General features: G+C 66.3%; 20 protein-coding genes, 1 other RNA gene and 2 pseudogenes. 8 read left to right on the top strand and 15 right to left on the bottom strand.

Features of this window, described 5'->3' with window-relative positions:
* Positions 1 to 604, top strand: a pseudogene (locus tag QSJ18_RS08800) (site-specific integrase); the annotation flags it as partial.
* The gene (locus QSJ18_RS08795; protein ID WP_353507210.1) at positions 577 to 1,218 is read left to right on the top strand and encodes a tyrosine-type recombinase/integrase; all 642 of its coding nucleotides are present in this window, start codon (positions 577 to 579) and stop codon (positions 1,216 to 1,218) included. The pseudogene QSJ18_RS08800 and the gene QSJ18_RS08795, both read left to right, overlap by 28 nt.
* Positions 1,219 to 1,242: 24 nt before the next feature.
* Here QSJ18_RS08795 and ssrA read toward each other — a convergent pair.
* The 9 genes from ssrA to QSJ18_RS08750 all read right to left on the bottom strand — a co-directional run bounded on the left by ssrA (position 1,243) and on the right by QSJ18_RS08750 (position 8,000).
* Positions 1,243 to 1,616: a transfer-messenger RNA gene (gene ssrA, locus QSJ18_RS08790) on the bottom strand.
* Positions 1,617 to 1,690: 74 nt separating this feature from the next.
* On the bottom strand, positions 1,691 to 2,608 hold the full coding sequence (locus QSJ18_RS08785) for an alpha/beta fold hydrolase (RefSeq protein ID WP_286325993.1): 918 nt from the start codon (positions 2,606 to 2,608) through the stop codon (positions 1,691 to 1,693).
* A gap of 101 nt (positions 2,609 to 2,709) precedes the next feature.
* The gene (smpB, locus tag QSJ18_RS08780; RefSeq protein ID WP_286325992.1) at positions 2,710 to 3,183 is read right to left on the bottom strand and encodes an SsrA-binding protein SmpB; all 474 of its coding nucleotides are present in this window, start codon (positions 3,181 to 3,183) and stop codon (positions 2,710 to 2,712) included.
* A 76-nt stretch (positions 3,184 to 3,259) separates the two neighbouring features.
* Entirely contained in the window at positions 3,260 to 4,165 is a 906-nt protein-coding gene (gene ftsX, locus QSJ18_RS08775) for a permease-like cell division protein FtsX (RefSeq protein ID WP_286325991.1), read from the bottom strand.
* A 60-nt stretch (positions 4,166 to 4,225) separates the two neighbouring features.
* A complete protein-coding gene (ftsE, locus tag QSJ18_RS08770; RefSeq protein ID WP_286325990.1) occupies positions 4,226 to 4,912 on the bottom strand; it encodes a cell division ATP-binding protein FtsE in 687 nt (228 codons plus the stop codon).
* Between the two features lie 60 nt (positions 4,913 to 4,972).
* Positions 4,973 to 5,473, bottom strand: a complete 501-nt coding sequence (locus QSJ18_RS08765; protein ID WP_286325988.1) for a hypothetical protein — start codon at positions 5,471 to 5,473, stop codon at positions 4,973 to 4,975.
* A complete protein-coding gene (locus tag QSJ18_RS08760) occupies positions 5,470 to 6,432 on the bottom strand; it encodes a mechanosensitive ion channel family protein (RefSeq protein ID WP_286325987.1) in 963 nt (320 codons plus the stop codon). Before QSJ18_RS08760 ends, QSJ18_RS08765 begins: the two co-directional genes overlap by 4 nt.
* Positions 6,419 to 7,534 (bottom strand): peptide chain release factor 2, encoded by a 1,116-nt coding sequence (gene prfB, locus QSJ18_RS08755; protein ID WP_286325986.1) that lies wholly within the window; start codon positions 7,532 to 7,534, stop codon positions 6,419 to 6,421. The genes QSJ18_RS08760 and prfB overlap by 14 nt, the downstream gene beginning before the upstream one ends.
* A gap of 67 nt (positions 7,535 to 7,601) precedes the next feature.
* Positions 7,602 to 8,000 (bottom strand): hypothetical protein, encoded by a 399-nt coding sequence (locus QSJ18_RS08750; RefSeq protein WP_286325985.1) that lies wholly within the window; start codon positions 7,998 to 8,000, stop codon positions 7,602 to 7,604.
* 76 nt (positions 8,001 to 8,076) lie between these two features.
* On the opposite strand from QSJ18_RS08750, the gene hisN reads away from it, so the two are divergent.
* A complete protein-coding gene (gene hisN / locus QSJ18_RS08745) occupies positions 8,077 to 8,898 on the top strand; it encodes a histidinol-phosphatase (protein WP_286325984.1) in 822 nt (273 codons plus the stop codon).
* A 190-nt stretch (positions 8,899 to 9,088) separates the two neighbouring features.
* Positions 9,089 to 9,490 (top strand): VOC family protein, encoded by a 402-nt coding sequence (locus tag QSJ18_RS08740; RefSeq protein ID WP_286325983.1) that lies wholly within the window; start codon positions 9,089 to 9,091, stop codon positions 9,488 to 9,490.
* Between the two features lie 26 nt (positions 9,491 to 9,516).
* Here the strand turns inward: QSJ18_RS08740 and QSJ18_RS08735 are convergent, their stop codons facing one another.
* Entirely contained in the window at positions 9,517 to 10,494 is a 978-nt protein-coding gene (locus QSJ18_RS08735) for an NAD(P)H-dependent flavin oxidoreductase (RefSeq protein WP_286326003.1), read from the bottom strand.
* Positions 10,495 to 10,639: 145 nt separating this feature from the next.
* Between QSJ18_RS08735 and QSJ18_RS08730 the strand changes: the two genes are divergently transcribed.
* Complete coding sequence (locus QSJ18_RS08730) at positions 10,640 to 11,299, top strand: MBL fold metallo-hydrolase (RefSeq protein ID WP_286325982.1); 660 nt, start codon at positions 10,640 to 10,642, stop codon at positions 11,297 to 11,299.
* A gap of 13 nt (positions 11,300 to 11,312) precedes the next feature.
* Here the strand turns inward: QSJ18_RS08730 and QSJ18_RS08725 are convergent, their stop codons facing one another.
* Complete coding sequence (locus tag QSJ18_RS08725; protein WP_286325980.1) at positions 11,313 to 11,786, bottom strand: DUF2752 domain-containing protein; 474 nt, start codon at positions 11,784 to 11,786, stop codon at positions 11,313 to 11,315.
* A gap of 154 nt (positions 11,787 to 11,940) precedes the next feature.
* Between QSJ18_RS08725 and QSJ18_RS08720 the strand changes: the two genes are divergently transcribed.
* Positions 11,941 to 13,308 (top strand): acyl-CoA dehydrogenase family protein, encoded by a 1,368-nt coding sequence (locus tag QSJ18_RS08720; protein ID WP_286325978.1) that lies wholly within the window; start codon positions 11,941 to 11,943, stop codon positions 13,306 to 13,308.
* 25 nt (positions 13,309 to 13,333) lie between these two features.
* The gene (locus QSJ18_RS08715; RefSeq protein WP_286325976.1) at positions 13,334 to 14,566 is read left to right on the top strand and encodes an acyl-CoA dehydrogenase family protein; all 1,233 of its coding nucleotides are present in this window, start codon (positions 13,334 to 13,336) and stop codon (positions 14,564 to 14,566) included.
* A gap of 84 nt (positions 14,567 to 14,650) precedes the next feature.
* Here the strand turns inward: QSJ18_RS08715 and QSJ18_RS08710 are convergent, their stop codons facing one another.
* The 4 genes and pseudogenes from QSJ18_RS08710 to QSJ18_RS08695 all read right to left on the bottom strand — a co-directional run bounded on the left by QSJ18_RS08710 (position 14,651) and on the right by QSJ18_RS08695 (position 19,585).
* A complete protein-coding gene (locus tag QSJ18_RS08710; protein ID WP_286325974.1) occupies positions 14,651 to 15,928 on the bottom strand; it encodes a hypothetical protein in 1,278 nt (425 codons plus the stop codon).
* Between the two features lie 2,320 nt (positions 15,929 to 18,248).
* Positions 18,249 to 18,551 (bottom strand): annotated as a pseudogene (locus QSJ18_RS20240) (LysM peptidoglycan-binding domain-containing protein); the annotation flags it as partial.
* 162 nt (positions 18,552 to 18,713) lie between these two features.
* Positions 18,714 to 19,076 carry a fluoride efflux transporter CrcB gene (gene crcB / locus QSJ18_RS08700; RefSeq protein ID WP_286326002.1) on the bottom strand — a complete coding sequence of 121 codons (363 nt, stop codon included), beginning with the start codon at positions 19,074 to 19,076 and terminating at the stop codon, positions 18,714 to 18,716.
* Between the two features lie 11 nt (positions 19,077 to 19,087).
* Positions 19,088 to 19,585: a fluoride efflux transporter FluC gene (locus tag QSJ18_RS08695; protein WP_286325969.1), complete on the bottom strand. Its 498-nt coding sequence runs from the start codon at positions 19,583 to 19,585 to the stop codon at positions 19,088 to 19,090.
* Between the two features lie 109 nt (positions 19,586 to 19,694).
* Between QSJ18_RS08695 and QSJ18_RS08690 the strand changes: the two genes are divergently transcribed.
* A complete protein-coding gene (locus QSJ18_RS08690) occupies positions 19,695 to 21,416 on the top strand; it encodes a lipase family protein (RefSeq protein ID WP_286325967.1) in 1,722 nt (573 codons plus the stop codon).
* Positions 21,417 to 21,542: the final 126 nt, after the last annotated feature.

Here is a 21,542-nt window from a genome sequence, read left to right as displayed (position 1 = left end):
CTATAGCAAGTACCTGAACGCCAAGGGGCAGACGCGATGGCGCGTGCAGTACCAGCGACCGGACCACACAGGCACATCCAAGCCAGGGTTCCTCACCAAAAAGGCTGCGGAGGACTGGTACTCCGACACTCACGGCGATATGCGTCGAGGGAAGCACGTCAGCGCGGCGGCGGGGCGCGTGAAGCTCGGCGAGCTTCACGACGACTGGATGGATACCAAGCTCCGTGCCAAGCCGAGCTGGCGCGAGCGACTGGACCAGCACTGGCGGCTCCACGTCGAGCCGGAGTGGGGCCATCGCGCCGTATCGTCCATCACCGAGACCGAGGTCCAGTCCTGGATCGCCCTGCTAACGGGCGTCCAGTCACCGTCGTCCATCGCGGACATCGTGGGCGTGCTGGTGGGCGTGCTCGACGTGGCGAAGGACCAGCGACGGATACATGAGAACCCCGCCCGAGGCCGCACGCTCCCCCGGCGCGAGCCCGTCGATCACGAGTACCTGACGCACGCCCAGGTGCACCAGCTCGCCGATGAGGTGAGCAAGTACCGCGAGATCGTCATGCTGCTCGCGTACACGGCCTGCGCTGGGGGGAGCTGGCCGCACTGAGGCCGCGTGACATAGACATCGAGCGGCGGCGTATCCAGATCACTCGGTCCGCGTCGAAGCGGAACAACACCTTCGACCTGGTGACACCAAAAACGTGGGAGCTAAGGTCGGTGGCGGTCCCCACGTCCGTGATGACGCTCCTGGTCCCGGTGGTCGAGGCTGCGCGGTCACCGAGCGCGCTGCTGTGGTCCCGCCCCGGTGACGGCAGCCCCCTGCGCCCGCCGACGACGACGAACTGGTTCGTCAAGGCTGTCTATCGACTGGCCCAGCCGGAGAAGGGCGAGGACGGCGAGTACGTCCGGGACGAGGATGACAAGCTCGTCTCCACGACGGACTTCCCGGTGATCTCGGCCCACCAGCTTCGGCACACGGCTGCGTCCCTGATGATCCGATCCGGGGCTCATATCAAGACCGTGCAGCGCCAGCTCGGGCACAAGAGCGCCGCCATGACCCTCGACAACTACGGGCACCTGTATGACGACGACCTGGACGAGGTGGCCTCACGGATGGACGCCGCGATCACTGGACAGACGGAGAACCCCTCCACGAATCCAGTTGAAATCCAGTTCGATGACCCCCGCCAGTTGGATCAGGAGAACGAAAAGTGCCCCTGACCTGCGGGCCAGGGGAACTTTTCCGAGTGGAGCTGCCGGGAATTGAACCCGGGTCCTCCGCCGCTTCAGTAGGGCTTCTCCGTGTGCAGTCCGCTCTGTCTCTACTTGGATCTCTCAGTCACGCGAACAAGCCGAGATGACGATCCCAGTCGCTGTTTGCTGTCCCGTCCTCCCCCGCGACCGACGAGGACGGTGAGTTCCCTGAGATGATGCCGGCATCCGGATTCGGGAACTCAATCCGGGCCGACAGACTAGCCTCGCTGATCAGGCAGCGAGTGCGTAGTCGCGCTGATTGGAATCGGCGCTTAATTGGTTGCTGCGACGCTTAACGGTGGTCTCTAGCCTGCACCGACACGCTTCCCCTACCTCGACGCACGTAGTCGAAACCGATCAGCCCCGAGGTGTCCGCCGGAAGTCCCGGACGGACCACTGACTATAACAGTCCCCGACGTGGAGATCATTCCCGTTTTCGTCAGGCGATCTCCGCGGTCGACGCCGACGCCAGCCCACGCAGTACCCCGCTCACCGCCGCCGGCTCCTCCCACGGTCCACAATGTCCCGTTACGAACTCGTGCAGGGCTGTGAGCTGGGGCAATCCGACGGCTATCGCCTGCGCACTCGCCACCGGGGTGATGCGATCGCGGCTGCCCGCGATGACTGCGGTCGGCACGGTCAGCGCCGCCGGGTCGATCGTCGCATCCATCCGCACCAGCAACGCACCGTAGCCGCCGCGCCCCCGCGCCGACGTCCCCGCGATGATCGTGTCCAGTTCGTAGGCCAGACGGGGGTCTGCGCCGGCCCCGATCGCCACCCGGGTGAGCAACAGCCGTCGCATCGGCAGCCGTCGCGGCATCGGCAGCCGGGCCGCAGGCAGCGCGGCGCGGGCCAGCCGACTGCGGGTACGCAACAGTGCGGTGGGACCACGCAGAAAATTGACGTTGTCGAGAATGTCGCCGGAGGTGGTGTTGACCAACGCTGCCGCCGACGCATACCGCTCAACCTCGTCGGGGTATCGCCGGGCCCACGCCAGGATCGCGATCCCACCCATCGAATGTCCGGCGATGACAGCTCGAGCGCCGGTGGGTACGGTCGCGGCCAGGACCGCGCTCAGATCGTCGGCGAGATGGTCGAGCGAATAGTTGCCCGCCCGCGGCGCCTCGCTGCGGCCGTGGCCGCGGTGATCATAGGAGACCACTCGGAAGTCACCGGCGAGGTCGGCGATCTGAAAACGCCAGAAGTCGGTCGCACACAGGATGCCGTGGACCAGCACGATGGTCGGGACGTCGTCGGCGCCGTGGACGGTCACCGCAAGGCGGGTGCCATCCGCCGATCGAACGTCGACGCTGCGACCCGGCGGCGGCACCGGAAGTACCTGGCCCTCTCCGCGCACGCGCCGAAAACTCCGCAGCTGTCCACCCCTGGCCATACATCCCCCGTCGTTCATATCCGGCTGCCGTTCATATCCGGCTGCCGTTCACATCCGGCTGCCGTTCACATTCCCTTGACGCGCCGTCCGACCTCGCGTTCGACCTCGCGTTGCGCGGTCCGCTTGGCGATGTCCTGTCGCTTGTCGTGCGCCTGCTTACCGCGGGCGAGCGCCAATTCGACCTTGACCCGGCCGTCGTTGAAATACATCGACAACGGCACCAGCGTCAGATTGCCGTCGCGGATCTTGCCGATCAGATTGTCGATCTCGCGCCGATGCAGCAGCAGTTTGCGCTTCCGTCGCACCGTGTGGTTGGTCCATGAACCGTTGCCGTACTCGGGGATGTGCAGCGCGTGCAACCACACCTCACCGTCGTCGACGGTCGCGAAGGCGTCGACCAGCGACGCCTTCCCGGCTCGCAGGCTCTTCACCTCGGTGCCGACCAGCGCGATTCCGGCCTCGTAGACATCGAGGATGGCATAGTTGTGCCGCGCCTTGCGATTGGTCGCAATCACTGTGCGGCCCTTTTCCTTCGGCATCGGCTCACCTCCTCGAATCTTCGATGCCCACTGGTCCCTGTGTTCTGTGCGCGATCACGGGATGCGCACACGCATATCACTCGCGGACGTACACCCGCAGAGTGATGTAGGCGGTGGCACCCGCCAATGCGATTCCGCCCAGAACCAGCCACGGCGACACGAACAGCACGTCGGAGTTCTCGATTCGGGCGAAGAAGCTCACACCGTACAGCTCGCGTAGCGCGTTGTCGAAGAAAAATCGCTTCGCCAGGAACAGGCTGCCGATGGCCAGCAGTGAGCCGAGGAAGGCCGCGACCACCGCCTCGAGCAGGAACGGCAGTTGGGTGTACCACCGGGTGGCGCCGACAAGCCGCATGATCGACACCTCGTCACGTCTGGTGAACGCGGCGATCTGCACCATGTTGATGATGAGCAACATCGCGGCGACGGCCAGCACCAACGCCACCGCGAAGGTCGCGTTGCGCGCGCCGTCGAGCACATTGAAGATGCGTTCCACGAGCTTTCGGTCGTCGCGGAACGCTTCGACACCCAGATCGGCTCGGCCACGATACTTGTCGGCGATCGTGTTGAACTTGCTCGCCTCCGACACCCGGACGCGCACCGACGCCTGCACCGTCTCCGGGCGGATGTTGTCGGCGAGATCGGGGTTGTTCTTGAAGATCTCCTTGGCCCGTTCGAAGGCCTCCTGGCGATCGATGTAGGTGACCGTGACACCCGGCTCGTTCTCCAGGCTCGCGCGCAACTGCGCGCATTCGCCGGTCTTGCAGGCGGGATCCTTGTCGGTGACCGCGTCGTTAATGTAGAACTCCATCTCGACGCGGTCGAGGAAGATCTTCTGACTCTTGTCCGCCATCTGGATGACCAGCAGGCCGCCGCCGAACATGCCGAGGGTGATCGCGGTGGTCAGGATCATCGCGATGGTCATGGTCAGGTTGCGGCGTAGGCCGTTGAGGACCTCGCTGATAATGAAGTTCGCTCGCATACTCGCCTGGAAATCCTTTTGGGGTCGTCGGTGCGTCGTTCGGGGGTGACCGCGGAGCGATCAGCCGATCCCGTACACGCCCTGCGGGTCGTTGCGGACCAGCCGCCCATTGTCGAACTCGAGAACCCGACGACGCATGGCGTCGACGATGTGCCGGTCATGCGTTGCCATCACGACGGTGGTGCCGCGACGGTTGACGCGGTCGAGCACGTCGACGATCTCCTCGCTGGTCTCGGGGTCGAGGTTTCCCGTCGGCTCGTCGGCGAGCAGCACCAGCGGGCGGTTGACGATGGCCCGCGCGATCGCGACACGCTGCATCTCACCGCCGGACAGCTCGTTGGGCATCCGGTCGTGTTTGCCTTCCAAGCCCACATACTCGAGGACTTCGGGCACCACGCGTTTGATCGTCGACTGCGGACGCCCGATCACTTCGAGGGCGAAGGCGACATTCTCGCCGACGGTCTTCTGCTGCAGCAGGCGGAAGTCCTGGAAGACGCAGCCGATGGACTGGCGCAGCTTGGGCACCATGCGTCCCTTGAGCTTGTTGACGTGGAACTCGCCGAGGTACACCTGCCCCGACGTCGGCTTGTCTTCCTTCAGCAGCAGACGAAAGAACGTCGACTTACCCGAGCCCGAAGGGCCGATGAGAAAGGCGAACTCCCCCTTGTCGACCTCAAGACTCAGATCTTTCAGAGCCGGTCGACTGGAGGCCTTGTACTGCATCGTGACGTTCTCCAGCGTGATCACGAGAAGCCAGTGTAACCACGGTGCCTGAGAGGTCGGCTCAGGCGCGTGCGGGGAGTTCCTTCACCGGGTGGTGTCCGTTTCGGGAGCGGTGGTGCGCGGTGCGCCACCAAGGCCCGGGATCGGGATCTCGACACTCGGAAATCCCGGTGGCAGCGGCAGCGTCGGGTTGGTGGAACTCGGCTGCGGCTGACCGGGCTGGTCGGTCTCCGACGTGGCAGGCGACTCCGAGGAGGCCGACGTCGACGGTGTCGACGATGTCGATCGCGATGCGGACGACTCCGGCGAAGATTCGGTTGGCTCGTAGAGCGGTACCGCGGTCGACGTCCGGGGCGCCGGCGCTCGGCTGCCGCCCGGCTCGTCGACGACCCCATAGCGCTGCGAGGTGTAGCCGTAGAGGATCGAGCAGGCGACAAAGGCCAGCGCGATGATCAGCGTGCTGGTCCGCATTCGGGTCTTCGGGACGTAGCGCCAACCGGCGGGCAGCCGCAATCGCGCCAACCGGCCCGACGCCGGTGGTTCGTCGGGGTCGGCGTTCGTGGGCTGCTTCGAGGTATCGCTCACGACTGCTCACCGGCCTTGCCGGAGTGGTCGGCCAGCGTTGCGGGCGGACCGGCCGCCGCCTGCACGACCCGGCCCGGCGCCACCGAGATGCCCTCGCGGGCCAGTGCACGCACGATGTTGATGCGCAAGGCACGGCTGACCTCGAACTGTTTGCCCGGGAGGGTCCTGGTGACCATCCGGATGGTCACCGAATCGAGCTCGAGGTCGATGACACCGAGCGGCACCGGCGCGTCGAGCAGCAGATCATGCCAGCGTTTGAGCTCGTAGAACTCCTTGCCGACCCGCACCAGCGTCTCGTTGACGACGCCGATGTCGGCTTCGGCGGGCACCGGCACGTCGACCACCGCACGCGCCCAGTCCTTGGACAGGTTGGTGGCTTTGACGATCTGCCCGTTCGGGACCGTGATGACCTCGCCGTCGCTGGTGCGCAGTTTGGTGACGCGGAGGGTGACATCCTCGACGGTTCCGTCGGCCAGCGAACCGCCGGTCACCGTCAGGCTGACCACATCGCCGTAGCCGTACTGTTTCTCGGCGACGACGAAGAAGCCGGCGAGAATGTCCTGCACGATGCGCTGCGCGCCGAAGCCGAGTGCGGCACCGATCACGGCGGACGGGCCGACCAGTGCGCTCATCTTGAACCCGAGCACCGACAGCGAATGGATGGTCACGACGATCGCGACCACCACGATGAGAGTCCAGGCGACCACGTCGACCAGCGCACGCCGATGTTTGGCGTCCTCTGTCTGCACGATGAGGTCGCTGTTGGAGAACTGGTCGTCGACGCGCGAGGCGTATTTGTTCGCACCCCAGCGGATCGCCCGGACGACCAGGACGGCCCCGAGGATCCAGATCAGGATCTCCAGACCGTCGGTCGCCAGGCGCACATAGAGACGGTCGAGCAATTGGACAGTCGGGTCCTGTGCATCGGCTGCCCAGGGCATGACGTCAGCTGTCGGCATCGGCCATCCGCCACCGAATAGCCGCTTCGATGAACTGGTCGATATCACCGTCGAGGATTGCGGTCGGGTTGTTGCTCTCCACGTTGGTGCGCAGGTCCTTGACCATCTGATACGGATGCAGGACGTAGGAGCGCATCTGGTTACCCCAGCTCGAACCGCTGTCACTCTTGAGGGCGTCGAGTTCGGCCCGCTCCTCCTGCCGCTTGCGCTCGAGCAGCTTGGCCTGCAGCACGCGCATCGCGGACGCCTTGTTCTGCAGCTGACTCTTCTCGTTCTGGCAGGTCACCACGATGCCCGTAGGCATATGGGTCAGGCGCACCGCGGAGTCGGTGGTGTTCACCGACTGGCCGCCGGGACCCGAGGAGCGGTAGACGTCGACCTTGATGTCGTTCTCGTCGATGTCGATGTGGTCGGTCGTCTCGACCACCGGCAGCACCTCGACCTCGGCGAACGACGTCTGGCGACGACCCTGATTGTCGAAGGGGCTGATCCGCACCAGCCGGTGGGTGCCCTGCTCGACGGACAGCGTGCCGTACATATACGGCGCCTTGACCGCGAAGGTCGCGCTCTTGAGGCCGGCTTCCTCGGCGTAGGAGGTGTCGTAGACCTCGACGCTGTAGCCGTGCTGTTCGGCCCATCGGATATACATCCGCATCAGCATCTGGGCCCAGTCGGCGGCGTCGACACCACCGGCGCCGGAGCGGATGTTGACCAGCGCGTCACGCTGGTCGTACTCGCCGGCGAGCATGGTCTTGACTTCCATCGCCTCGATGTCGGTGCGCAGCGACACGCGCTCGGCATCGGCGTCGGCGAGGGCCGCGGTCTGATCGTCGCCCTCTTCGGCTTCGGCGAGTTCGTAGAGAACCGGCAGATCGTCGAGGCGCTGGCGCAGTTCGGAGACCTTGCGGAACTCCGATTGGGCGTGCGACAGCTCGCTGGTCACCTGTTGGGCGTGGTCCTGGTCGTTCCACAGGTCCGGATCGGAGGCCTGCATCTCCAGTTCGTCGATACGACGACGCAGTTCATCGAGGTCGAGCACCTTCTCGACGGTCGTCAGGGTGGCGTCGAGGGCTTCGAGATCAGCGGTCACATCGGGATGCACGGTTATCCAGAGTAGGCGATCGGTACCGCAATGGCCGAAGCGCTGGAGTTGTCGGGTGCCGGGCGGGCTACTGGAGCGGTCCGAACTGGTCCCCCGCCGACGGCGGCGCCGACGGCAGCGCACCGAAGCGCCAGGTGGTCACGGCCTTGTTCGGCTTGTAGACGACGGGCAGGTCTTGGCCGACGTAGGGCGCCGGGTCGGCGCCGAGTACGAGGGTTCCGTACACCTCGGTTGGCATGGTCTCGGGCCCGACGATGGTGCCCGACAGGGTGCAGTATCGTTCACCGTTCTTGTCGACGGCGGAGTCGCCGCGGTCGCTGACCCCGGTCACGGTCAGCGTGCCCTGGACGAACTGCCCGATCTGACCGCCGCCGAGGGTGCCCGCGGTGCGCCCACGCTGGCGGGAGATGAGCATCGCCGCGAGCGCGGCGGCGAGCAGGATCACGAACACCAAGGTCAGCCACATGCGCTTCAGCCTACCGAGTGGTGTCCGGTTCGGGTCGGCTCATCGGCAGGACGCGGCGCCGCAGTACGCTCGACCAATGACCTCGGACGCCACCGGCCTGCACGTCGACCTGCAACTGGCCCTGTCACTGGCCGCGTCCGCCGACGAACTGACCATGGCCCGATTCGGGGCCGTCGACCTCAAGGTCGACGACAAACCCGACCTCACCCCGGTCTCCGACGCCGACTTGGCGTGCGAAACCATGCTGCGCGAACGTATCTCGGCGCAGCGTCCCGGCGACACGGTCCTCGGCGAGGAATTCGGCGGCGAGCAGGTACTCAGCGGGCGGCAGTGGGTCATCGACCCGATCGACGGCACCAAGAACTTCGTACGCGGCGTCCCGGTGTGGGCCACGCTCATCGCACTGCTCGTCGACGGCGTACCCGCCGTCGGCGTGGTGTCGGCGCCCGCATTGCGCCGAACCTGGTGGGCGGCAACGGGATATGGCGCACACACCACATTCGACGGCAATGAGCCACGACGCATCGAGGTGTCCGGCGTACGCGACCTGGACTCGGCGAGCCTCGCCTTCTCCAGTCTGTCCGGCTGGGCCGATCGGGGCATCCGCGACGAGTTCGTCGGCCTGACCGACGCCGTCTGGCGGGTCCGCGGCTACGGCGACTTCTTCAACTACTGTCTCGTCGCCGAGGGCGCGGTGGACATTGCGGCCGAACCCGAAGTGTCGCTGTGGGATCTGGCGCCGCTGGACATCCTGGTGCGCGAGGCCGGTGGCCGGTTCACCGCCCTCGACGGCACGCCTGGTCCGGCCGGCGGCAGCGCGGTCGCCACCAACGGCCCACTCCACGACGGCGTGCTCGCAGCTCTGGAGGCACCACAGGCCGACGCACCATCGGAATGACCTGGTCCGGATGACCGCAGCTCGAATGCGGATCTCCGCCCTGGAGTCTCGTGCCCACGGGAGGCACCTACCCGATCGGTCGGTCCCCGACTGTCCGACCGGGGCCTGATCCACCGATCGGCGGCGATCGAGGGCCGCCCCGTCCTACCGTTGGAGGGCGGCAACAACGTCGCCAACGGACGGAGTCCCCATGCCCGCCTTTCCCGGTCTCGGCCATGTCGCGATCACGGTTTCCGACCTGGCGGCCAGCACCGCCTGGTACGCGAAACTCTTCGACGCCCAACCCGTTCTCGACGAGGACGAGGAGTCGGGCAACTTCCACCACACCGTCTTCGCCCTCGACGGCGGCATGCTCTTCGGGCTGCACACCCATACCAACCCCGCGTCCCCGACACCGTTCGACGAACGTCGCGTCGGCCTCGACCACGTCGGTTTCGCCTGCGCCCCCGACCAGCTCGACGGCTGGGTGACGCGCCTGAACGAGCTGGGCATCTCGCATGGCGGAATCAAACATGCGCACTACGGGTCGGGTATCTCCTTCCGCGACCCGGACAACATCGCGCTGGAGTTCTTCGCACCGCCCCCGGCGTGAGTGACTGATCGACCTCGCTCGGCGAGTCAGCCCACCAGTGCGGGCAACCGCTTCCCGAGAAGTTCGGTCGCCTCGGCGATGATGGCGTCGACGACGTCGGCGACCGGAGCGATGTCGTGCACCAGTCCCTGTGATTGACCCGCCCACCACATGCCGCCGTCGAGATCGCCGCCGGCCAGGACTCGCGTCCGGCCTCGCTCCCCCGAGGCCAGGTCGGCGACATCGGCGAAGGTGGCATCTGGACGTGCGCTGATCTCGCGAATCTTCTCGGCCACCTCATTGCGGGCGACGCGAGCGGTATTGCGGAACTCGCGGAAGACCAGGACCGTGTCACGTTCACCGTTGGCGACGACCTGCTGCTTGACGTTGTCATGGATCGGTGCCTCGGTGGTGGCCATGAACCGGGTTCCCATATTGACTGCGCAGGCACCCAGGGCGAGTCCCGCCGCCAGCCCCGCCCCGGTGGCGAAGCCTCCCGAGGCGATCACCGGAATCGACAGTGCCGCAACGGCTGCGGGGATGAGAACCAGACCGGGCACGTCGTCCTCGCCAGGATGTCCGGCACATTCGAACCCGTCGATGCTGATGGCGTCGACGCCCTTGGCCTCGGCGGACAGGGCATGGCGAACGCTGGTCGCCTTGTGGATCACCTTGATCCCGGCCTGCTTGAAGTCGGGCAGGTGCGGCGCCGGACTCGAACCCGCGGTCTCGACGACCTTGACACCCGACTCCACGATCGCCGCCCGATATTCGTCGTAGGGCACCGGATTCCGGGTCGGCATGATCGTCAGGTTGACGCCGAACGGCTTGTCGGTGAGCTCCTTCGTGCGGGCGATCTCGGCGGCGAGCGCCTCCGGCGTCGGCTGGGTCAGCGCGGTGAGGAAGCCCAGGGCACCGGCATTCGCCACCGGGGCGATGAGTTCCGCAGTCCCCAGGCCGGTCATCCCGCCACACACCAGCGGGTGCGCGACGCCGAAGGTCTCGGTGAACGAATTGCTGATCATCTGCGCGTGCGCCTTTCGCCGGGGTGCGGGACAGCCCGATGATGGCAGCGCCGAAGCCTCGATGGTCGGCTCCGTCTCGGCCAGCGGACCACCGACGCGGTCTGGCAGGCTGGAGAACTCGCGCGCGGTGGCGCACAGTGGAGACATGCAGCTGACCCATTTCGGCCATTCCTGTGTGCTCGTCGAACTCGACGGGACCCGCATCCTGTTCGACCCGGGCACCTTCTCCCACGGATTCGACGGCATCGACGGGCTCGACGCCATCTTCATCACCCACCAGCATCCCGATCACTGTGATGTCGCGAAGCTGCCCGATCTGGTCGCCGGCAATCCGGACGCCGTGCTCTTCGCGGACCCACAGACCACCCGGCAGCTCAACGCCGATGACGTCGCCGGTACCTGGACCGCCGCGCACAGCGGGTCCGGTATCGAGGTGGGGTCGGTGACGGCCCGCTTCACCGGCGGACGACACGCGGTGATCCATCCGGAGATCCCGGTGGTCGACAACGTCGCCTACATCCTGGACACCGCCGAGCAGTCCGGCCGGTTCATGCATCCGGGCGATTCGTTCTACATCCCCTTCGAGAAGGTCGACGTGCTGGCGTTGCCGTCGGCCGCGCCGTGGATGAAGCTCAGCGAATCGGTCGACTACCTGCGCGCGATGGCACCGCGGGTGGCAGTACCTATTCACCAGGCCGTCCAGTCCGATGCCGGCACCAGCGTGCACTACGGCCGCCTCGCCGAGATGAAGGCCGCAGCAACCGAGTTCGTGGTGCTCGACGCGGAGTCGCAGACGACCGTCTGAGCTGGACCGCCCGTCAGGTGACAGCCGGGAACAGTCCCGACCCGACTGCGGCATCGACGATCCGGGCGGCCCCGTATACCAGCCAGATCACGGCCACCCCGATACCCACGCGGCCGAAGACGAGGTCGCGCATCCGGTCCAACGGCGCGCTCCGGCGCCGCGCCAGCGACCACACCGCGACGGCCACCGCGAGCAGCACCGTCAGGAGCGCGACCGGGCCGACGAGGTTGAAACCGACAGCGGCACCGACGTCACCGTGCATGAGGAACACCCAGCTGCGTGTCAGGCCGCAACCCGGACAGGGCAGGCCGGTCAGCCGGCGGAACGGACACAGTTCGGGTCCTGCTTGCACGGCCGCGGGACTGAGGACACACGCGACACCCACCGCGATCAGACCGGCCGCGGCCACCCCGACCGCCGCCCCGACGTGCACGCCGGTCTCCGACGATTCGGAAACCCGCAGGCCGGAGTGCTGATCGGGGGTCATCGACCCAGCCTAGCCAGCCATATTGGCGATCGTCCGAATGCCGGCGCGTGACAAAGTTCTTACCGAGGAGTAAGGTCTGGACTTACCGCCGAGTAAGGTGCTCGGCCATCTGAGCAGGCCCGACCCGGAGACACCCGGAGAACAGCTGGTGAACATGACAACCCACACCGAGCCCCGCGACACCTCCGCAGTGGGCAAGAACCCGCATCCCCGCAACTTCATCGGCACCGCGATGCGCGTGCTGTCGACGGTAACCGGTTCCGAGTTCGCCGAAAAATACCAGATCCGCGAACCGATCAACCGCATCGCCTACCAGGCGACCAAGACCGGCTTCCAGACCCTCGGCGCCGCCAACCGCGCCTTCAAGGCCGCCCAGGGCGGCGGGTCGGACAAGGCCAAGCGCCTCACCGCCACCCCCAAGGACTACTTCAACCTCACCCCCGACGACGAACAGCAGATGATCGCGGACACCGTCAAGGAGTTCGCCACCGAGATCCTGCGTCCGGCCGCCTATGACGCCGACGCCGCGGCCACCGCACCCGAGGAGATCCTCAAGCGTTCGGCCGAACTCGGCATCACCATGATCAACGTGCCCGAGGAGTTCGACGGCGCGGCCGCCGAGCGGGGCGTCGTTACCAACGCGCTCGTCGCCGAGGCGATGGCCTACGGCGACATGGGCCTGGCCCTGCCGCTGCTCGCACCGAGCGGCGTCGCGACCACGCTGACCAACTTCGCCAACGAGGCACAGCAAGCCACCTACCTGCCCGACTTCGCCGGCGAGAACGTCCCGCAGTCGGCGGTCGTCATCGCCGAACCCAAACCGCTCTTCGACGCCTTCACTCTGTCGACGAAGGCCACCCGGGTGCCCAGCGGCTACCGCCTGAACGGCGTGAAGTCCTTTGTGCCCGCGGCCGGTTCGTCCGAGCTGTTCATCGTCGGCGCCCAGCTCGACGGCAAACCCGCCCTGTTCATCGTCGAATCCGACTCCAAGGGTCTGATCGTCGAGGCCGACCCGGGTATGGGTGTGCGGGCCGCAGGTATGGGCCGACTGCTGCTGCAGGATGTCGCCGTGCCGTCGTCGGCACTGATCGGTGATGGAGACGGCGCCTTCGCCGCCTACCGGGATGTCGTCCGGCTGTCGCGACTGGGCTGGTCGGCACTGGCCGCCGGTACCGCAAAGGCCGTGCTGGACTACGTGATCCCCTACGTCAACGAGCGTGAGGCCTTCGGCGAGCCGATCTCCAACCGCCAGGCCGTGGCCTTCATGGTCGCGACCATCGCCACCGAGGTCGACTCGATCCGCCTGGTCACCCTCCGTGGCGCCGCCCGCGCCGAGCAGGGCCTGTCCTTCGCCCGGGAGGCGGCGCTGGCCCGCAAGCTGACCATCGACAAGGGCCTGCAGATCGGACTCGACGGTGTGCAGTTGCTCGGTGGACACGGATTCACCAAGGAACATCCGGTCGAGCGCTGGTACCGCGACCTGCGCGGCGCGGGAATCGGCGAAGGCATCGTCGTCCTCTGACGGCGCCGGAATACGGAGAACTCCTATGAGCATCAATCTCGAACTGCCCAAGAAACTTCGGGTCACCGTCGATCAGGCCCACCAGGCCGCGGCGGAGATCTTCCGGCCGATCTCGCGCAAATATGATCTGCGCGAACACGATTACCCGGTCGAACTCGACACCCTGGCCAGCCTGTACGACGGTCTCGCCGAGACCGGCCAAGCCGGTGCGGGCGCCGACGCCGGACGTGGTGCGGAGAAGAAGAACGCAGGCAAGCCAACCAAGCCCGAAGGCTCGGTGGCCAACGGCGGCAATATGCAGTCGGTCGTCAACGTGATCGAAACCTGCTGGGGCGACGTGGGTCTCATGCTGTCGATCCCCTACCAGGGACTGGGTAACGCGGCCATCGCCGCGGTCGCCACCGACGAACAGCTCGAACGCTTCGGCAAGGTGTGGGCCGCCATGGCCATCACCGAGCCGAGCTTCGGTTCGGACTCGGCCGCGGTCACCACCACCGCCACCCTCGACGGCGATGAGTACGTCATCAACGGCGAGAAGATCTTCGTCACCGCAGGTTCGCGCGCGAGCCACATCGTGGTGTGGGCGACCGTCGACAAGAGTCTGGGTCGCGCTGCGATCAAGAGCTTCGTGGTGCCGCGTGAGCACCCCGGTGTCGAAATCGCGCGTCTGGAGCACAAACTCGGTATCCGGGTCTCCGATACCGCGGTGATCCGCTTCGAGAACTGCCGCATTCCCAAGGACAACCTTCTCGGGTCGCCGGAGGTGGACACCAAGAAGGGCTTCGGCGGTGTCATGCAGACCTTCGACAACACCCGGCCGCTGGTGGCCGGGATGGCGGTGGGCGTGGCCCGCGCCGCACTCGAAGAGCTGCGCCGCATCCTCGAAGAGGCCGGCATCGAGATCGACTACGACCGTCCGGCCGCCGACCAGCATGCCGCTGCAGCCGAATTCATCCGGATGGAGGCCGATTTCGAGGCATCCTACCTGCACACCATGCGGGCCGCCTGGATGGCCGACAACAAGCAGCCGAACTCGCTGGAAGCCTCGATGTCGAAGGCGAAGGCCGGCCGCACCGTCACCGACGTCACCAACAAGGTGGTGGAGCTGACCGGCACGCTCGGCTACTCGGAGCGTCTGCTCATCGAGAAGTGGGCCCGCGACTCGAAGATCCTCGACATCTTCGAGGGCACCCAGCAGATCCAGCAGCTGATCATCGCCCGCCGTGTGCTCAACAAGAGCAGCGCCGAGCTGCGCTGAACATAGTTGGGGCTGAATCCAACTGGTCTGAATCCAAGACCGACCGCCGAGGGGCGCTGCGACACGGTCGCGGCGCCCCTCGTGTCAGCTCAGGCATTCCCAGGCGAACTCGACCAGCAGCATGTCGTGCCACTCCTCGCCCGCGGGTGCACGCCAGCCCAGGAGCTGTCCACGTTCGATACATGCCCGCGTAGTCCCGACCTTGGCAAAGAGGTCGGCGATCGTCCGCGCATGAGCCTTGTCGGCCGCAAAGCCGGCCAGGCCGACTCCGGCGGGGGTACTCCCCCGGACCCGCGCGATGATGGCGGGGTCGCTCAACACCGTATTGCGGGGCGGGGCAATTGCTGTCATCGCCGTCAGCCTGGCGGAATAGTCCGCGGGCAGCGTCGTGATGATCGGTGTCGCGCTGGAACTCCCCTCGCTGACCAGGCGCGACGACGTCATGCTGTGAAACGTCCGATTCCCGATCAGGTCGACATAGTTCCACCGCGGTCGTCCGCCGAGTATGAGCGAACTCAGACTCGGTTTGCCCGGGTCACGAAAGCTGTTGCCGCCTCCGGTCGCGACATAGGCGATCACCTGGCAGCTGGGAACCATCGAGGTGATCCGATCCAGCGACGACGCCAGTGTGCCGTACAGGCAGTCGTAGATCGCGGCGATGCGAAGCCGGTCGATGGGGAACAATCGTTTCATCACCGATCCGTGCAAGCCGAGGTATCCCGTGCTGAAGGCGCCGCCGACGACGATGTCGTAGTCGACGAGCCTGCCGAAATGCGCCGCAATCAACGCTTCGATGCTGGCAACCGTGATGCCGATACCCCACCGATTGTTCGCTCGCAGTGACTTCTTCTGTGACGTGTCGCGCGGATTGACGAAGTCGATCTTGTACTTCGGCTCGATGCCCGGGACCACGATGAGCATCGTCGGCTCGACCGCCCCGACCACCGCACCACACACTCCGTGACGGAAGTACTCGGTTCCGGTACCGAACAGGATCTTCACCGCCAGTCGCGGCTGTCCGGAGGCCCCCGGGATGATTCGTGCCGCCGAGGCGGAGAAGAAGGCCACATAGTTGACCATGTGGGTCCACCCGGCGATCGTGGTGTCCGGCTTGCCTTTCGCGTCGCGCCGATCGTGCGGCAACGGGTTGGCCACGGGTGCAGGCAACCTGGTCGTGGTGTGCCGGTTCGCAAATCCGGGGATGTGTGCTGTGGTCACCGTCGCCGTGTCCTGCCCCTTGGCGTTCAGCCCGATGACCGAGACAGGTCTGCTGACCGATGTCGTCGACCTGTCCGCCGCGAAGAACGCATCCGAGTTCAGTGCGCGGGGTGACGATCCGAGTCGTTCGTTGAGTGGATCCACAGCGCACTCATAGCTGCTTACCGGTGCGCGGGTCGTAGGTGACCTCGACCGCGGCGATCTGATCGGTGGGCAGGACTTCGATCCACTGATCAAAGAGTTCGAAGGGCGCCGCAGGCCGGAATCCGCCCTCCAGTGGGTCGAAGCCGGTTTCGAACACCTTCTCCGTTGCCAGTGTGTTGGTGATGTCGGCATTCGTCTTCTGCAGATCGGTAGCCAGAATCTGCAGCACCTCACGAACGGTTTTGCCCTGGTATTCCGCAGGGTCACCGGGCTGGACGGGATAGGGCATTCCCAGTCCCGCTTCCCCTTCCACATTCGCCTTGGCAAGCCAGTCCATGGCCTCCACTTCGTGTCCGGGCCGGATGGGAAGAACGGCCTTCACCCAGGCAGCGTTGAGGAACTGATTCCGGCGCTCATCACCGTCGATCTGAATCAGCCACCCCAGCGAGCTGCCCAGCGGGGCGGCCTGACTGTCGGAGGTGATCGGATAGTTGATCCGCCACTGCGCTGAGGCCGATCGATCGGCGGCGATCGCGTTGTTGCTCGCGGTATGTGAATACCAGCCCACGACGCTGTCCCCGGCGAGGACATCTGCGGATGGATTGTCCGGGTCCGGGACCTTGGGCACCGGAACATGCCCGACATTGTTCTCGGCGACCGGCGGTTTGGGGACGACGCCCGGGCGCCAGTAGTCCGGTGCCACGAAGTAGAGCATCTCGTCGACATCGAAGACCTGCCGCAGAAGTTCGGCGCCGAGATGCGGATCCTCGAAGAGTTTCAGATTCCGGATCAGACTGCCGTAGACGAGTTGACGCTCCTCCCACCGCAGGTCCTCCGGCGATCGCGACCGCACCTGGCTGATCGTCGTGACCCGGTCGCGGACGGCATCGACATACGCGCGGCGCTGCACGTCGGCGATCTTCTTCTCGTATTCGGCGAGATCACGCGCGTACTGCTCATGGACCGGATCGGTGGCCGGAGGCTGCCAGGTCAGGCTGAAGTCCAGCTGAATCGGACTCTTGTCCCCGGTATTGAGCCGATCGACGAACAAGGTGAACTTGCCGGAGGCCGGATCGGCGAGCGCGGGGTCATTCAGATCGAACGGCAACTGCGGGACGAAGGTGATGTTGCTGCCCTGACTCTTGGCCGACAGCAGCCGAACCGCCGAGAGCACATACCCGTTTCCCGGCGGCACCGGTGTGTACTGCCGGGAGGCCACGATGTGCCGCGCGTTGTCATGATCGCGGATGTTCGGCGCATTGTGGTCGTGAAACACGAACTCATGGTTGACTTCCGGAGGATCCTGCGTCCCGGGAAACTTGATGATCGGGAACGTATCGGTGAACTGCGTTGTCTGGACGACGAGCGGTGGCGGCGCGTCCGGCTTCTTGACCGATGTCGTGTCCGGCGCCGGCACCACGTCGATGAGTTCACCCAATCCCAGCGTGGCCCCCGGGTCGTCCATGAAGGTCTGCCAGCTCAGCCGGGTTCCGACATGCTGCATCTGTACACCGACCCTGCGCATCTTGCGGCGGAGTTCATAGTTGACCAACTGTGTTGTGGGATTGGATATCACGTAGCGCCGACTGGTCGTATCGGTGGTCTCGCTGACCGTGCGAAAGGTCGTTTTGAAGTTCCGGATGATCTCGCTGCTGACTTTCGCGCTCTGCGTCCGGCTGCGCTTATGCGTACTCTCCGAACTCTTCTTGGTCGCAGTGGCGACGCTGAAGCTGGCGGTGGCATCCGCGTGATAGAAGCCGGCGAACTTGCCGCCCGCCGTCGCGCTCGCGCCGAGCTTCGTGTCGGTCGCGTTCTCCTGCTTCACCGCATCCGCGAGGTCGTCCTGGTCGGTGAGTGTTTCCTCGGCCTTACGCGTGGACTGTTCGGATTGCTCCGCGAAGCGTTCGATCTGTGTCTTGCGAATGCTGCTCTCGACCAGTTCGACGGTGCCGCCCGGCGTGATCCACACGTGCCCGGACGGCGCGCCGAGAAATGTGTCGAACTCGAAGAAGTACTGCCGGAACAACTGAACCAGACCCACCGGCGACAGGAAGCCCTGCGCGGCCACCCCTTGGAGACCGTCGACCAGGGCACGCAGACTCGGAACCGTCAGCGAGGTGGCGGCTTCACCGAAAAAGGCATCGTCGGCGAAATCGGCTCGCGCCGTCAATCGCTCGGCGCGCTGGGTGCTGAGGCGCCCCAGCCATCCGGCCAACGGCTGGTAGACGCCGATCTCCTCGCTCGCGAACGGCAGCTGCCCGGCGAAGTCCATCGGCGGCATCGGCGGCGGAGTCGGCGCCGGACGCGGCGGACGATCCGGGATCGTCAAGGTCTGACCGGCGAAGATGAGGTCCGGATTGGCGATTCCGTTGGCCCGCGCGATGATCGGGAACAACGTCGGGTCGCCGTAGAAGCGCTGCGCAATACCGGACAACGTGTCACCGGTGACCACGGTGTAGGTCCGCCCTCCTGGCGCCCGGTCCGGAATCGTCAGCCGTGCACCGACTTCGATGTGATTCGGATCGGCGATCCCGTTGGCCTGGGCGATGATCGGAAACAACGACGCATCGCCATAGAAGCGTTGCGCAATGCTCGACAACGAATCCCCTGCCACGACTGTGTAGATGAATGCCATGAGTCGCTCCCGGTCGGTGAAGTCCTGGTCTTCGGCGAGACTTCGGTACCTTCAACCTAGGTACGCCGACATCGGAATTCGTGAGTAGCGCACTACCTGAGTGCCCGGTGGGCACCTACCCGATCGGGCGAAGGGCACGGTCGAGGCGGCTCACCACCACGCGAGCAACAGCCCCAGCGCACACGCCGCGACGCTACCCACGACCGAGACGGATACATACGCGAAGGCCGCCCGACGCCGAGACCGTTCGACCAGACGTACCGCCTCGAAGCTGGCTGTGCTGAATGTCGTATAGCCGCCGCAGAAGCCGGTGCCCAGCACAGCTTTCAGGTTTTCGGAAGTGCCGTGGAAGATGACCAGCCCCGCCAGCACGCCGATCACCAGCGATCCCGTGACATTGATCACCAAAGTGGCCCAAGGGAATCCGGCGGCCCGCCCGGTCCGTGCGAGCCGATGACTGACGACGCCGTCGAGGACGAACCGAGCCAGCGCACCAACCGCCCCGGCGATCATCACCGCGACGATCACGACACCGTCCCCGAACTGCGGACGAACCGTCCGCTCAGCGCGATGCCGAGCCAGGCCGCCAGTACGCCGGCGACCACGCTGCCGACCGCATATCCGATCGCGAGCCCGAACGCGTCGTCACGGCCGAGCAACGACACCTCCAACGCGAAGGTGCTGTACGTGGTGAAGGCCCCGCAGATCCCGGTGCCCGCGAAGACACGGGCGCGCAGCCACCAGCCCTCGTCGTTCCCGGCAGCGCCGAGGCCCTCCAGCAGCGCACCCAGCACGAAGGCACCGGCGACGTTGATCAGGAAGGTCGCCCACGGCCACTGCCCGGCCCCGGTCGGCCACAACTCCTCGATCCACGCGCGTAAACCGGTGCCGAGGAGACCTCCGGCGAATACCCACAGCAGGATCGTCGGACGCCGGTGGAGCGGAACCCGGGTGGCGGGGTCGGCATCGGTGTCGGGGTCGAAGGGCAGTTCTGGATGAGAGTCGCGATAACGGGGCCTCATATCCGTGCCCGCCGGTCGCCCGCTCCCATGTCCGGTGACCTTACCGGCAAAACGCCGGGCCCCGCGTCGGTAGGCCGGACCCACCGATTCCGCCGTCTACGATCACGCCATGATGAGCACTCGCGACCGGTGGACCGCCGCGGTCCTGGGCCTGTCAGCCGTGGTGGTCGGCGTCTTCCTGGTCTTCAAACCGTTCGCGTCGGTACCGGTGCTGGCCATCGGTGTCGGGCTCGGCTGTGGCGTTCTCGGTGTCCACGAGGCACTCCGCATCCGTGGTACTCGCACTCCGCTCCTGACCGCTGCCGCGGCCGCACTGTGGCTGATCGTCGGGGTCGCGTTGCTCGCGTGGCCGGGGGTGACCGTCTGGGTCATCGCGGTGGCCGCGGGAGTCGGCCTCATCGTGACCGGCGTCCTCGACCTCATCGGGGCGGTGCGCCGCGCAGGCGACAACCGGTTGCCCGACGCCCTGCTGGGGGCCGCCGCGATCGTCGCCGGGTCGGTGGCATTGTCGTGGCCTGATGTGACGATCTTCGTGGTGGCGGTCGTCGTCGGAATAAGGTTGCTGTGGTTCGGTTTCGGGCGTCTCACCGATGCCGTCCGGGGCCGCGCGCAGGGCGACGATCAGGTCCCCACCCGCGCGGACCGGGTCAGACGTACCATCCTCGCGGCGGTGGCCTTCGTCGCGGCCCTCGCGCTGGGAGCGGCTGGTGTCATCGCGCAGGTCAACACGCCGCGACCGGACGCCTTCTACGACGCCCCCGACGAAATTCCCGCCGAACCGGGGCACCTGCTGCGTGCGGAGAGCTTCGACCGACAGGTCCCCGACAATGCGCGGGCATGGCGGATCCTCTACACCTCCACCCGCGACGACGGTAGGCCCGCGCTGGCCAGCGCGCTCGTCGTCGCGCCGAAGACACCCGGCGCACAACCGCATCCGGTGATCGCGTGGGCGCACGGCACCACCGGCGTCGCCCGCGGTTGCGCTCCCTCCATCCTCGACGATCCGTTCACCGCGGGCGCGACGCCCGCGTTGCGGCAGGTCGTCGACGCCGGGTGGGTGCTGGTCGCCACCGACTACATCGGGCTGGGCACCGCGAGTCCGCACCCCTATCTCATCGGCCAGGGTGAGGGCCGATCGGTGCTCGACTCCGTCCGCGCGGCCCGCATGCTCACCGAACTGCGACTATCCGACAAGACGGTGGTGTGGGGGCATTCCCAGGGCGGCCATGCCGCATTGTGGACCGGCATCCTCGCCCCGACCTACGCACCCGATGTCCCGCTCGCTGGGGTGGCCGCGCTCGCCCCGGCCGCCAACCTGACCGGGCTGGTGGCCAGCCTGGAACAGATGACCGGCGGCGCCATCTTCGCCGCCTACGTGCTCGAAGCCTATCGGCAGGAATACCCCGACATCGGTTTCGACCTGGCCCGCGTCGCGGCGCGCCTGCCGTTGCGGGAGATGGCGGCCCGCTGTCTGGCCGAGCCGGAGGTGTTCGTCTCGATCGTGTCGTCGCTGATCGTCGGGAACCGGTTCTTCGCCGGCGACCCGACCCAGGGCGCGATGGGTCGACGCCTCGTCCAGAACATCCCGTCGGCGCCACTGTCGATGCCGGTATTCATCGGCCAGGGCGCCGACGACTCGCTGGTGACCCCGACTGCCCAGCGCGACTTCGTCTCCCGGCAGTGTGCGGCCGGGTCGGTGATCGACTACCGCACCTATCCCGGGCGCGGACACATCGACCTGGTTGCCGCCACCGACTCAGCACTGATCGGTGATCTGCTCGGCTGGACGGCCGACCGCTTCGCCGGCCGTCCGGCCGCGTCGACCTGCTGACCGAAAGTCGGGGAAACCGAAAGTAGGGGACGAGTTCCTCCCCGACTCTCGGGTTCTTCCCCTGGATACAACCAGGGGAAAGACCGAAACTCGGGGAAGAATCTTCTTCCCCGATTTTCGGTCGGG

Origin of the sequence: Gordonia heveisoli (assembly GCF_030315745.1) — a bacterium.
Lineage (GTDB): Bacteria > Actinomycetota > Actinomycetes > Mycobacteriales > Mycobacteriaceae > Gordonia.
The sequence above is the reverse complement of the archived record's forward strand: the minus strand, read 5'-3'. Positions and strand labels throughout refer to the sequence as shown.